This is a genomic window from Eubacteriales bacterium mix99 (assembly GCA_038396605.1).
GTDB lineage: Bacteria > Bacillota > Clostridia > Caldicoprobacterales > DTU083 > UBA4874.
This window is the reverse complement of record CP121690.1, coordinates 341,563-354,961: the sequence shown is the minus strand read 5'-3', so window position 1 is coordinate 354,961 and position 13,399 is coordinate 341,563. Positions and strand designations below refer to the sequence as shown.

Genomic DNA, 13,399 nt, shown 5'->3' with positions numbered 1-13,399 from the left:
ACGGGGACGGTATCGGGCAACCAGACAATTTGAATCAGACAACGGAACAATTGAAATTGGGCAGCTGAACAATTGAAATGACAAGTGGATAAAAAGCAGTGGCAGGGCATCTTGTTCCTGTCGCTGCTTTTTTTGGAGGATATTTCCCGACATTCTTTTTATGGGAAATTATAATGGAAAGGTTCCATAATCTGTTTTTTATCCCGAAAAGTTTCACGACAAGCTGTTAAAATTTTGTCGAAAATTGCTATAAAAATGATTGACATCTATCGAAAATGATGCTATTCTTGTCATAAAGCTATTCAAACAATAGTTATACTTATTGAAACAACAGTTTTTGAAAAATAGAACGCAGGATTTTATATGGACGGAAAGGGGAAAGAATGATGGAGACAAGAGCGCTTAGAATGTATGGTGCAAAGGATTTGAGGGTGGAAGAATTTGAACTGCCTGAAATCACCGATGATGAGATCCTTGTGAAGGTTATCAGCGACAGTGTATGCATGTCTACCTATAAATGTGCAATCCTGGGAAGCAGGCATAAACGGGTACCGGAGAATGTCGCCACCCATCCGGTCATCATGGGCCATGAATTTGCAGGGGAAATTGTCCAGGTGGGCAAAAATCATCGGATTAAGTTTGCTCCCGGCATGAAGTTTGCCCTGCAGCCTGCTCTGAACTACAAGGGCACCATGTGGTCCCCCGGATATTCCTACGAATACTTCGGAGGAAATGCAACCTATACCATCATTCCCCCTGAGGTGATGGAACTTGGCTGTCTGCTGGAATACAACGGCGATTCCTTTTTTGAAGCCTCTCTGGCAGAGCCGATTTCCTGTTCCATCGGAGCCTTCCATTCGTGCTACCATACCATAGCGAACACCTATGATCATGTGATGGGCACGAAACAGGGGGGAAAGCTTGCCCTTCTCGCCGGCGGAGGGCCTATGGGTCTCGGAGCAGTGGATTATGCGCTCAACTGTGACAATCCTCCTTCGCTTCTGGTGGTTACGGATCTGGATGCCAGCCGCATTGAACGGCTCGGCAAACTGTTCCCCAAAGAAAAATATGCCGCCCGGGGCATACAGGTTGTTTTCCTTCAGACGGGGAAAGATGGGGATGCCGTAAAACAGCTGATGGAACTATCGCCGGAAGGCTATGATGACGTTTTCGTTTATGCTCCGGTACAGGGGCTGGTCCGGGTCGCATCGGACATTCTGGGCAGGGACGGATGCATGAACTTTTTTGCCGGGCCGACGGATCCGGGATTTTCAGGGCAGGTCAATTTATATGATGTACATTACAACCGGACCCATGTGCTGGGAAGTACCGGCGGAAATCTGGAGGATATGAAGGAAGCCCTGCGTCTCACTCAGGAGAAGCGGATCCATCCCGCGATTATGATTACCCATGTGGGAGGCCTGAACAGCGCCGCGGAAACGGTGCTCCATCTGCCGGAGATGTCCGGCGGCAAGAAGCTCATTTATAATCAGATTGACATGGAACTGACGGCTCTGGAAGATTTACGGGAAAAAGGGAAAACCGATAAACGGTTTGCGGATCTGGCGGACATTGTGGATCACCATGACGGACTCTGGAACAAGGAAGCAGAAGACTATCTTCTGAACCATTGGAAGTAGGGGAGGGTAAAAATGAAACTGTTTGTTTTCTCGGCAGACGCAATGGTCTCGGAGGACCTGAAATTATTAAAAACTCTGCCCAACTACAGGAAATATCTATCGGAAGCTTCGGCTGTGGAGAAGGTTCGCTCCATTTATCCAAGTATCACTTACCCCTGTCATGTCACTATGTCGACCGGGACCTACCCGGATCGGCACGGTGTAACCAGCAATTTTGATTTTTCCCCTGCTGTGGATCCTATGAAGTGGTGCTGGTTTCATGATTGTGTGAAAGCGAAGGATATTTTTACCGCAGCAAAAGAAAAAGGACTCTCCACATGCAGTGTGTTCTGGCCGACAACCGGACGCCATCCGGATATTGACTACCTCATCCCCGAGTACTGGACACAGACAAAGAAGGAGTCTCTGGAGGATGCCTTTGCCGGAGCCGGTTCCAGCCCGGAGATGCTGGAGGTCATCCGCCGGCACAAAGATGTTATGGCGGAACGAACCCATCCCATGTGTGATCAGTTTGTCATCGACTGCAGCGTGGATATCTTAAAGAAATACAGGCCGGATCTGATGATGATCCATCCTGCCAATATTGATGCATATCGTCATCAGTATGGGGTTTTCAATGATAAAGTGGACCAGGGCATCCGGGAGACGGATGCCTGGATCGGTCAGATTTTTGAGGCGGCAGAAGAGGCGGATATTCTGGAGGACTTTAATTTTGTCCTTACCAGCGATCACGGACAGATCCAGATCGTCCGGACAATTAACCTGAATCGGCTTCTGCTGGATAAGGGCTATATAAAAACTGATGCAGACAACAATCTGGTGGACTGGGAAGCTTTTTGCCTGGGAGTGGGTACATCCGCTCATGTTTACCTGAAGAATAGATCGGACAAATGTCTGTATCATGAAGTTCAGGATCTTTTGTTATCTTTGAAGGAATCAAATCTTTATGGCATCAGTGAAGTTTTTGACGCGGCCCGGGCAAAGAAGGACTATCACCTGGAAGGGGACTTCTCGTTTGTCCTTGAAACAGATGGCTATTCATCATTTGGAAGTTCATGGAAGCTACCGCTGAGCTCTTCCAGCACAGGAGGTGATTATCGATATGGCAAAGCCACCCATGGACATCTGCCCGAAAAAGGTCCCCAGCCGATTTTAACGGCGGTCGGCCCTGGATTTAAAAATAATGTGAGCATTCGAAATGCCGGCCTGGTGGATGAAGCACCAACTTATGCAAAGTTGCTTGGCCTGAGCCTGCCTGACACGGACGGCCGTCCCATTCAACGGATTCTCAGGTAAGGGTACCTGTCATCATATTGTCAGCTGCTGAAAAAACACAATGAGTTATAGGGGGGATGAACATTGGCATCAATAAAATTGAAAAATGTCACAAAAAGCTTTGGCAATAACGTGGTCCTTGATGGAATGGATCTGGATATAAAGGATGGATCCTTTACCGTACTGGTGGGGCCGTCCGGCTGCGGCAAAACAACTCTTCTGCGGATGATAGCAGGGATTGGGCCCCAGACTTCCGGCGAGGTTTATATTGGTGATTCGAATGTTTCGGATGTGGCTCCGGGAGAGCGGGGTGTAGCGATGGTTTTCCAGAACTATGCGATATACCCCACAATGAGTATCCGCGAGAATATCGAATTTGGGCTGAAGAACAATAAGGTGCCCAGGGAAACACGGGAGAAGCTGGTAAGCACAGTCAGTAAAACGGTAGGGCTCACGGAATATCTGGACCGCAGGCCAGGTACCCTTTCCGGCGGCCAGCGCCAGCGTGTTGCTTTAGCCAGGGCAATGGTTAAAAACCCGCAGGTTTTCCTGATGGACGAACCGCTTTCCAACCTGGATGCGATGCTCAGGGTTCAGATGCGGGTTGAGTTAATCGAGCTTCATAATAATCTGAAGACGACATTTGTCTATGTAACCCATGATCAGGTGGAAGCAATGTCCATGGCGGATACCATTATTTTAATGAATAAAGGTAAGATTATGCAGAAAGGATCCCCCTATGAGATTTATCATGACCCGGACAACCTGTTTACCGCCAGGTTTATGGGGTCTCCTTCCATGAATATTGTGGAATGTCCGGAGGGTCATAAAATGGGATTTCGTCCGGAGCATGCTCATCTGAGCACATCAAAAACGGAAGAATTTCTTTCTGTGAAAGGCAGGATTGTTACAAAGGAATTACTGGGAAGTGAAACTATTTTCGGCCTGCGGGATGCAAAGCAGGACCTGTACCGGATAAAGGAAGAATCGGATTATACCGCCAATACAAATGATGAAGTATATTTTAATGTGCCATTGAATCATCTTTATTTTTTCGACAGCAAGGGAAGCCGCGTGAGAAATCATGATGCAGACTATAAAAAATGCGTTGAGATGGTGGGTGAGATGATTGAAGAAGGAAAATAAAGTTCTCAAAGTCTTAAAGCCTTATCTTCTGATAGCGCCTGCGATGATCGGCATTTTTCTATTCAGCATTTATCCCATATTTAAACTTGTCTCTATGAGCTTTTACAACATCAATCAGCTGAATCCGTCCAGGACAAGGTTTGTGGGCCTGGATAACTATAAAAAAGTATTTGCGCTGGAATCGTTTCATAAAGCGCTGAGCAATACTGCTGTCTATACCCTTTTCTCTGTTATCTTTATTCTGTCTCTTGCAGTGTTGATGGCAGTGTGGCTGGGAAGAAAATCCAGCAAGATGAACAGCATTACACAAACTGCGATATTTACACCCCATATCATATCCATGATTTCCATTGCACTGATCTGGATATGGCTGATGGATCCAAACTATGGCCTGCTGAATGTAATCTTAAAGGCTCTGGGTCTGAAACCGCTTAAGTGGCTGCAAAGTTCGGACACGTCCCTTATGTCCATTACCCTCGTCTCGATATGGAAAAGCGTGGGGTATTATACGATATTGCTTATTGCAGCACTTCAGAACATACCGGCAGAAATCTACGAAGCAGCAGACTTGGATAATGCCGGAAAATTTACTACACTCAGGAAAATTACTTTTCCCATGATTTCGCCTCAGATTTTCTTCAGCCTGATAGTTATGACCATCGGCTCCTTCAAAGTGTTTGAAACCGTTCGGGTGATGACAAACGGTGGTCCGAACAATTCCACCAACACGCTGGTGTTCATGATTTATGAAGAAGTGTTTCAGAATGCGAGGGTAGGCCATGGTGCGGCTGTAGGTGTGGTATTGGTGGCTATTGTTGCTGTCCTGACTGCGATTTATTTTTACGGGCTGGCCAAAAAGGTACATTATCAGTAAGGAAGGTGAGACATATGGCAAAAGCGAAAAACATTGTCCCCAGGACGATAGGCGTAATCATAAAGTTATTTGTAATCCTTGTTTTTATGTTTCCTTTTTTATGGATGGCATCTCTTTCCTTACAGACGCAAAAGGAAACACTTGTAACGACTTTTTTGCCGAAGGTGCCGCAGTTCCAGAACTTTGTAACTGCCTGGAGTTCAGGGCCTTTTGCCCTGTATCTTCGCAATTCGGTTGTCATTGTTCTGACCATTATGGTTGTTCAGATGGTCATTATGGTTCCTGCAGCGTATGCTTTTGCCAAATATGATTTCAAGGGCAAAAACATTTTGTTTACTCTGGTGCTGGTCGCCTTCATGACGCCAACGCAGATTACTTTTCTGCCCGTATACTATATGATGGGCGATTGGAACCTGCTCCGGTCCCTGTGGCCGCAGATAATTCCTTTTTTGTCCAACGCGTTTGGCATCTTTCTGCTGCGGCAGTACTTCATGCAGATACCGGATGAGCTGATTGAGGCGGCGAAGCTGGACAATGCGGGGGAGCTAAAAATTGTCTATAAGGTGATGCTCCCGCTCTGCAAGCCTGCTATTTCCACAATTTTGCTGTTCGGTTTCGTGGACCATTGGAATGATTACTTCTGGCCCCTGATGATGACGACAGTTGAGGACTTTCGTCCGCTTACCATGGGAATTGCTGCCCTGAAGGATACAGAAGGGATTGTAAACTGGAACGTTGTGATGGCAGGAAACATGTTGCTGGTTTTACCCATTCTGCTCATCTATGTTTTTGCGTCCCGCTATATTATCAAGGCCTTTGCCTACAGTGGGATCAAGTAGGCAAAGGAGTGCAGGCACTCCAATCTTCGATAATTGTAGATGCTACAATTATATAGCCCAAACATTATTTAAAGAAAGAGGGGATTACAATGAAAAAGATTTTATCAATCCTGCTTTGCATGATGCTGATGCTGGGTATGGCGGCTGGATGCAGCAATGGGGGAGAAAAGTCTTCAGGGAAAGGCACCGGCGGAACCAACGGAACCAAAACGGAGGATAAGGCAAAATCCGGATCCGGCGGCAGGAAAACGGTGGAATTCTGGCACTCCATGGCAGGGAAAAATGGAGAGCTGGTGGATGAAATGGTGAAAAATTATAATTCTCAGCAGGATGATGTGGAAATCGTCGCAACTTTTCAGGGGAATTACTGGGAGTCGGCCTCCAAGGCGCAGTCCGCTGCCAGTGTTGGTGAAAGTCCCGATCTTTTGATGATGGGAGCAGATCATGTAAGCATTTTTGCCAAAGAAGATGGTGTGCTTGCTGATTTAAAGCCTTATATGGATAAGGCAGGACTGAAAAAGGAAGATTTTGTGGATGCGTTTATATGGGATTATTATATGGACGATGGCTCCGTGATTGCCATCCCATTTGGACGTTCCACTCCGGTCATGTATGTGAATAATGACATGCTGGCAGAAAAAGGCCTGAAAGCGCCTACAAACTGGGATGAGCTGAAAAGCACGGCAGAGGCATTCGCCATTCCGGATAAGCAGTATGGCGTGGGAATTCCGGGTGCGGATACCTGGTATTGGTTTATGATCGTGGCACAGGCCGGAGGCCAGTTTATAAATGATGAGAGAACAGGGCTTGGCTGCCTGGAAGACGGTACCATGTATGAAGGATTCAAATATCTGCAGGATCTTCACAATTCCGGTGCTATGTTTTTCGGGCCTGTTACGGAGTCCGGCACCGTTGTACAGCAGATGTTCCTTGAACAGAAGTTTCCGTTATTTATCAACAGTATTGCAGGTCTTGCGGCTGTGGATGAAGGCGCGGACTTTAATTACTCCGTCGAAATGGTACCGGAAGGCAAGAAACGGGTTGTTCCCACAGGCGGCGCATCCCTGGTTATTCTGGAATCTTCGGAACGGAAGGATGAGGCCTGGGATTTCATGCAGTGGCTGATTGAAGATCCAAAGGGCAGCGCCTATTTTGTAAGTAATGTTGGATATCTGCCTTATACAAAGCAGATGGTGGAATCGGAACCGGTACAGGCCCTGCTCAAAAAGAATCCCAACTATCAGAAGGGGATTGATCAGCTGCAGTTTGCGTCGGACAAAGGACACCGCGTACCGCAGATCGGCAGTATGCTCAATGATATTCTTGAAACAGTGGATGCAATTATGTATGATAATGACGATGTCCAGAAACAGATTGATATTCTGGCGCCCAAAGTGGAGGAAGCTTTGAAGGAAGACTAAGCGGCAATCCATAAAGTGATTGGATCAACTTTTCCCTGAAACCGCAGGGATTATCCCCGAATGCATACAGGGATAATCCCTGTCAACAGGGAATCCTGTTTCCGATTTTTTGTTCTCTTTCCGAAACGACTTACCAAGGAGACAACCGATATGCAGCTTAATATTGAAAAGGTAAAAAAGTATTACAACAAGTTCGGCACAGAGTTGGCCGACATGATACTTTTGAATCTCCTGTGGCTGTTTTCATCCCTTCCACTGGTTACTATAGGAGCATCCACGACTGCGCTGCTGAGTGTAAACTTTTCCAAACTGAAAATGCAGGAGGGAGAGTTGATCAGAAGCTATTTTACTGCCTTTAAAAAGAATTTCAGACAGGCAACCGGCATCTTTCTTTTTCTGGTATTTCTTGTACTGGATGGCTGGATCTTATATCGATATCTCTTTGCCGGCAGCCAGGTACTCAGGATGGTGCTTACAGCATGTGCTGTTGTCCTGACGGCCATGTCCCTTTATCTGTTTGGACTGCAGGTATATTTCAAAAACACCGTTGTACAGACTTTTGTCAACGGCCTCGGGCTGTCTTTCCGACATTTTGGCGGCACATTGAAATTGGCCGTACTTTGGGCGGCGATACTTCTTTTCAGCAGATATGTATTTCCACCCTTTCTTCTGGCAGGGGTAGGGCTTGGAGCAAATATCAGCTGCAGAATTCTGCACGGCATCTTCGAAAAGTACACAACGGATCCGCAGTGCGTGATATAATATTCCACAGTAGCAAGAGCGCTTTTGGTAAAAGGAGGTTGTTTACACATGAAAACAGCAGCAAGAAGGAAAGCAATCATGGATCTGATTGATTCGGAAGGCTCTGTCAGCTTTGGCACCCTGAAGGCAAGTTTTCCTTCCTTTTCCGAGGCAACCCTTCGAAATGACCTGAAAGTAATGGATGAGAGAAATAAAATTGTAAGGGTATTTGGCGGGGCGAAATCCGTACAGCAGGTGATCGGTACAGACGATTACTATTCTCTTCGATCCCAGCGAAATGTTGCCAAAAAACAGCTGATTGCCCAAAAGGCTGTTTCTCTGCTGCGTCCCAACGACAGCATTTATCTTGATTCCGGGACGACATCGATGGAGTTTGCAAAATGCATACCGGATGAACGATACCTGATTCTTACCAGCGGATTGAACAGCGCCATTGAAATGGCGCGGCTTTCCCAGCCCTCTGTCCATGTGGTGGGAGGAGAGCTGAATCGGTTCAGCCTGAGTACTTTTGGAGAAAAAAGTGTTACCGAGCTTCAAAGTGTAAACTTCCATACCGCCTTTCTGGGTGTCACTTCCTACTCCCCGGAATACGGCTTTATGTGCGGCTCTGAGAATGAAAGCATCCTGAAGCGTACCGTCATGGAACGCTCCGGCAAGGTGATCCTGCTGATGGATTCCAGCAAGGTCGGGAAAACCAGCACCTACACCTTTGCGACTCCGGAGTCCGTTGACATCCTTGTCAGTGACGATGACCTCAGTAAGCAGGCGCGTCATGATCTGGAATCCGGACATATTGTGGTAATCTGAATCATTTTGCCGGATACGATAAGGCATTTTTCCCCTGCATTTCACGTATTGCATCGCGTTTCGCCATAATTTTTCCAGTATCGTTGTATTATCATAGCAATTGTGCTATAATTTTCACGTTAAATGTTTTATATCATTTATTCGATTATTATTGAAGTTATCCGGGCTTGGAGGGAAAGTATCACATGGGGGACATGGAGGAACTGGATTTACGGGACATTCTGCATATCATCGGCAAGCGTTTTTGGCTCATCATTACGGTGGCAGCACTGGCTGCGTTCTTAGCCAGCATGATAAGCGCCTTCTTTTTGGATAAGATTTACTCTTCCTCGACGACCTTGATTGTCAGCGGGCAAAAAAGCAGAACCAATGCAAACGACCTGCAGCAGAGTGATGTCAGTCTGGCAAGGGATCTGGTCAACACTTACAGTGTTATTATCAAAAGTGACAGTGTTCTGGAAAAAGTGGAGGATGAAGAGAATCTGGACATGCCGCTGGAGGATCTCCGCTCCAAAATATCCGTGAATTCGGAAAACGATACGGAGATTATCCGCATTACCGTGGAGGATACGGATTCACAGCGTGCGATGGATGTTGCAAATTCCCTGGCGGATGTGTTTATGGATGAAGTAACATCTCTGCTGAAACTGAACAATGTCCAGACCATTGATGTTGCAAAGGCTCCTCTGGATCCGGTCCGGCCCAAAGTGGCAAGGAATACGGCACTGGCGGCGGTGCTCGGCCTGGTACTTGGCTTCGGGATTGCTTTCCTGGCGGAAACCCTGGATCATACCATCAAGACGCCGGAAGACGTGGAGAAGATTATGGGGATTCCAGTGCTTGGGAATATCCCGAACTTTGGGAAGTAAAGGGGGAGGTCAATATTCAATCGTCAAAATTACTGTTTAATGCTTCATCCAAAACCCCGATTGCGGAAGCGTACAAAACCCTGCGGACCAATCTGAAGTTCAGTTCTCTGGACAAGGACCTGAAGGTCCTGCTGGTCACCAGTGCAGCCGCTGCGGAAGGCAAAAGCACAACAGCTTCCAATCTGGCCATTACCATGGCGCAGACCGGGAAAAAGGTTCTCCTGGTGGACTGTGACCTGAGGAAACCTTCCGTCAACAAGGCGTTTAATCTGCCCAACGGGGAGGGCCTGACCAATGTCCTGGCGGACGCGCTGGACTATCATGAAGTCTGCAAATATATCAGCGGATCGGATCTGGAGATCCTGACCTGCGGTCCCAAGCCGCCGGACCCATCAGAACTGCTGGGTTCAAAGAGGATGGAGGAGTTTATCCAAAAGGCTTCCGCAGAATGCGACATGGTGATTCTGGATGCGCCTCCGGTGCTTCCGGTCACTGATTCCGTGGTGCTTTCCCAACTGGTGGACGGCATTGTCATTGTCCTCAGCTATGGAAAGACAACCAATGAAATGGCGCTTCAGGCAAAGGAGAGTCTGAAGAAGGTCGGTGCGAACATTCTTGGAGCGGTCATCAACAACATCCCGGAGAGGGAGCACAGCCACAACGGTCACGGGTATTATTACGGCTATGCTGAGGACAGCAGGAGCAAGAGGAGAAAGCCCAGGCTGATGGGAGTGCGGGAGAAGGCAGGTAGAAGAAGCTTATGATTGATCTGCATTGTCACATATTGCCGGAGATGGACGATGGGTCAAGGTCCATGGAAGAAAGCAGGGAAATGCTGGCCATTGCAGCAGCGGAAGGCATTCGGGTGATCGCAGCGACACAGCATTTTATCGAGGATCAGACTTCCGTCGATGCTTATCTGGAGCGGCTGAAGGAGGGCATCAAAAAGGTCCAGCGCTATGCAGATGAACCGGATAAGGGGATCCGGATTGTAAAGGGCGCGGAGGTCTATATCAGCCCCGAAATTTCCCGGCTGGACGGGGTGGAGCGGCTCTGCCTGGCTTACAGCCGGTATCTGCTGATGGAGCTTCCCATGCTGGATATTCCCCAGTATACGGAGGATGTGATATACAACCTCCGGCTGAAGGGGATTCAGCCGATTATCGCTCATCCGGAGCGGAACCACAGGATTCAGGATGATCCGAATCTGTTCCTGCCGCTGATTGAGCTGGGAGCCATGGGGCAGGTCAATGCCGGGAGCATCAACGGGTTCTTCGGGGACCGGGCCCGGAAGTGCGCCAGGATTCTGTTTGACCATAAAATGGCTCATCTGGTCGGTACCGATGCCCATTCTTCCGGAAGACGGGCTCCCCGGGTAAAGGAAGCGTCTGAAAAGCTTCAGAAATGGATGGGGTCGGAGGCGGCAGATGTCGTCCTGAACAATACCCCTCAGGCCATTATGAACAATGTATTTCTGGAGCCGGATCCTCCGATCCGGTACCGGCAGAGGCTGTTTCATTTTCTGTTCACCTGAAATGTGTATTTGGAGGGATTCCCTTGGAGTGGTATGCATTGTTTGTGAAAACAGGGGAAGAAGAGCGGGTGCATTTTTATCTGGATAAGCTGCTTCCGGATGCCAACCGGAAAATCCTGATTCCAAAACGCAGGCTGATCGAGCGGCGGCAGGGCAAAGCCGTGGAGTGCATGCGGCCTTTGCTGCCGGGGTACGTTCTGTTCCGGACAGAGATGGATGTCCATTACTACTATGAACTGAAAAAAGTACCAGGCCTGCTCCGCATCCTGAAAGGAGAGCAGGACTTTCTGTACATAAAGGAAAGTGAAATCGCCGTGATCCTTGCCCTGACCGGCGGGGAGGATGTCATCGGATTCTCGGAGCTTTACAAAAAAGGCGATGAGATCCATGTCGTCAGCGGTCCCCTGAAGGATCTGGAAGGGATCATTGAGGCCTTTGACTACCGCAAGAAGCGGGTCAAGGTATGCTTTGAGCTGGGAGGACAGACAAAGCGGGTGGATCTGGGCGCAGAGTGGGTCCAAAAGGATGTGGGGACCCCTCCGGCACCGAAAAAATCATGAAGACTGCCTTTGCTGTTTCGGCGCAAGGCAGTCTGGATTGAGGTCATAGCACCACCTGTAATGCTGCTGAAAGGGAGCAATGGCGAAGCTATGGCCCGAAGTTGGTTTTGGGATCGAATGAATTGTTCGTAAATTAATGGATACAGGCATGGGGGCTTTTCTGCATGTATTTGAAGGGAAAAAGAATATTGGACATCATTATTTCTTTCCTGGGGCTGATCTTATTGTCTCCCTTTTATTTGATCATCATCCTTGCAATCAAACTGGACTCCAGGGGCCCGGTGCTGTTTCGGCAAAAGCGGTTCGGGAAGGACAAGAGCTATTTTTCTATTCTTAAATTCCGAACCATGCGGGTGAATACCCCGGATAATGTCCCGACGCATATGCTTAAAAATCCGGAGCAATGGATTACGAAGGCTGGCAGATTTCTGAGAAAAACAAGTCTGGATGAACTGCCACAGATATGGAATATCTTTATCGGACAGATGTCGGTTATCGGGCCAAGACCAGCTCTCTGGAACCAGGAGGATCTGATACGGGAGCGTGACGAATACAAAGGACGGTATGGACTGACGGCAAACCAGATCCGGCCCGGACTGACCGGATGGGCACAGATCAACGGCCGTGATGAGCTGCCAATAAAAGTGAAAGCCGGCCTGGACGGCGAATACATAAAAAAGATCAGCTTTTGGTTTGATGTGAAATGCTTCCTGGGAACGGTCACATCTGTTTTTCGGCATGACGGCATTGTGGAAGGCGGAACGGGAGTCATGGAAGTTGATAAAACCGCCGGGAAAAGGACGATTTCGGGATGAAGAAGATTCTGATAACGGGCGCAGACAGTTATATCGGGACCAGTGTGGAAAAGTGGCTGGGGAAGGATCCGGAAAAGTATCAGGTGGATACTGTGGATATGCGGACGGACTCCTGGAAGGAGAAGGACTTCTCTCCATACGATGTTGTCTTTCATGTGGCAGGGATAGCACATGTATCGACGGATTCAAAACAAGAAGATCTTTATTTCCGGGTAAATCGGAATTTGGCTGTGGAAACTGCTGAAAAGGCAAAGAAGGATGGCGTAAGACAGTTTATTTTTATGAGCAGTATTATTGTCTATGGGGACAGTACTGCCGGACAGAGCATAATAGATCAAAATACAGCTCCCAGCCCCGGCAATTTTTACGGGGACAGTAAACTTCAGGCGGAAAAGGGTCTCCGGGCACTGCAAGGTGACAGCTTTCGGGTGGTAATACTGAGACCTCCCATGATTTATGGAAAGGGCTCGAAAGGCAACTATCCGAAGCTGGCAAAGGCAGCACAAAGGCTTCCCATATTTCCCGATTTTGATAATCAGCGCAGCATGCTGCATATAGACAATCTGTGTGAGTTTATTCGATTGATGGTCGAGAATGAGGAAAGCGGACTGTTTTTCCCACAGAACAGAGAATATGTGAAAACGAGCGAAATGGTCCGGCTCGTTGCAGAAGCACACGGAAAGAAAATAAAGCTTGTGAAAGCTTTCAATCCGATTATAAGGGGGATGCTTGGGAGAGTGGGGATAGTGAAAAAGGTGTTTGGCAACCTGGTCTACCAGAAAACTATGAGTGAATATAAAGAGGAGTATCGGGTGAGGGACTTTTATGATTCAGTTAACGAAACTGAAAGGTAATAG

Annotated in this window: 14 protein-coding genes; all 14 read left to right on the top strand. The window is 47.9% G+C overall.

Translation table 11 applies throughout. From position 1 onward, the window contains the following. Window positions 1-386: 386 nt before the first annotated feature. Complete coding sequence (locus tag QBE55_01465) at window positions 387-1,640, top strand: zinc-binding dehydrogenase (protein ID WZL79832.1); 1,254 nt, start codon at window positions 387-389, stop codon at window positions 1,638-1,640. Between the two features lie 12 nt (window positions 1,641-1,652). Continuing rightward, the gene (locus QBE55_01460) at window positions 1,653-2,936 is read left to right on the top strand and encodes an ectonucleotide pyrophosphatase/phosphodiesterase (protein WZL78867.1); all 1,284 of its coding nucleotides are present in this window, start codon (window positions 1,653-1,655) and stop codon (window positions 2,934-2,936) included. 63 nt (window positions 2,937-2,999) lie between these two features. After that, window positions 3,000-4,061: an ABC transporter ATP-binding protein gene (locus QBE55_01455; protein WZL78866.1), complete on the top strand. Its 1,062-nt coding sequence runs from the start codon at window positions 3,000-3,002 to the stop codon at window positions 4,059-4,061. Continuing rightward, on the top strand, window positions 4,045-4,935 hold the full coding sequence (locus QBE55_01450; GenBank protein ID WZL78865.1) for a sugar ABC transporter permease: 891 nt from the start codon (window positions 4,045-4,047) through the stop codon (window positions 4,933-4,935). The genes QBE55_01455 and QBE55_01450 overlap by 17 nt, the downstream gene beginning before the upstream one ends. Before the next feature lie 14 nt (window positions 4,936-4,949). Beyond that, window positions 4,950-5,774 carry a carbohydrate ABC transporter permease gene (locus tag QBE55_01445; GenBank protein WZL78864.1) on the top strand — a complete coding sequence of 275 codons (825 nt, stop codon included), beginning with the start codon at window positions 4,950-4,952 and terminating at the stop codon, window positions 5,772-5,774. A gap of 89 nt (window positions 5,775-5,863) precedes the next feature. After that, window positions 5,864-7,195 carry an ABC transporter substrate-binding protein gene (locus tag QBE55_01440; protein WZL78863.1) on the top strand — a complete coding sequence of 444 codons (1,332 nt, stop codon included), beginning with the start codon at window positions 5,864-5,866 and terminating at the stop codon, window positions 7,193-7,195. Between the two features lie 150 nt (window positions 7,196-7,345). Beyond that, window positions 7,346-7,957, top strand: a complete 612-nt coding sequence (locus QBE55_01435) for a DUF624 domain-containing protein (GenBank protein ID WZL78862.1) — start codon at window positions 7,346-7,348, stop codon at window positions 7,955-7,957. A gap of 48 nt (window positions 7,958-8,005) precedes the next feature. After that, window positions 8,006-8,764 carry a DeoR/GlpR family DNA-binding transcription regulator gene (locus QBE55_01430; GenBank protein ID WZL78861.1) on the top strand — a complete coding sequence of 253 codons (759 nt, stop codon included), beginning with the start codon at window positions 8,006-8,008 and terminating at the stop codon, window positions 8,762-8,764. 185 nt (window positions 8,765-8,949) lie between these two features. Next, complete coding sequence (locus QBE55_01425) at window positions 8,950-9,633, top strand: Wzz/FepE/Etk N-terminal domain-containing protein (protein ID WZL78860.1); 684 nt, start codon at window positions 8,950-8,952, stop codon at window positions 9,631-9,633. 119 nt (window positions 9,634-9,752) lie between these two features. Next, entirely contained in the window at window positions 9,753-10,397 is a 645-nt protein-coding gene (locus tag QBE55_01420) for a CpsD/CapB family tyrosine-protein kinase (GenBank protein ID WZL79831.1), read from the top strand. Further along, window positions 10,394-11,167 (top strand): hypothetical protein, encoded by a 774-nt coding sequence (locus tag QBE55_01415; GenBank protein WZL78859.1) that lies wholly within the window; start codon window positions 10,394-10,396, stop codon window positions 11,165-11,167. The genes QBE55_01420 and QBE55_01415 overlap by 4 nt, the downstream gene beginning before the upstream one ends. Before the next feature lie 23 nt (window positions 11,168-11,190). Beyond that, window positions 11,191-11,727: an antiterminator LoaP gene (gene loaP / locus QBE55_01410; GenBank protein ID WZL78858.1), complete on the top strand. Its 537-nt coding sequence runs from the start codon at window positions 11,191-11,193 to the stop codon at window positions 11,725-11,727. 164 nt (window positions 11,728-11,891) lie between these two features. After that, entirely contained in the window at window positions 11,892-12,542 is a 651-nt protein-coding gene (locus QBE55_01405; protein WZL78857.1) for a sugar transferase, read from the top strand. Then, on the top strand, window positions 12,539-13,396 hold the full coding sequence (locus tag QBE55_01400; protein WZL78856.1) for an NAD-dependent epimerase/dehydratase family protein: 858 nt from the start codon (window positions 12,539-12,541) through the stop codon (window positions 13,394-13,396). The genes QBE55_01405 and QBE55_01400 overlap by 4 nt, the downstream gene beginning before the upstream one ends. Window positions 13,397-13,399 lie beyond the last annotated feature (3 nt).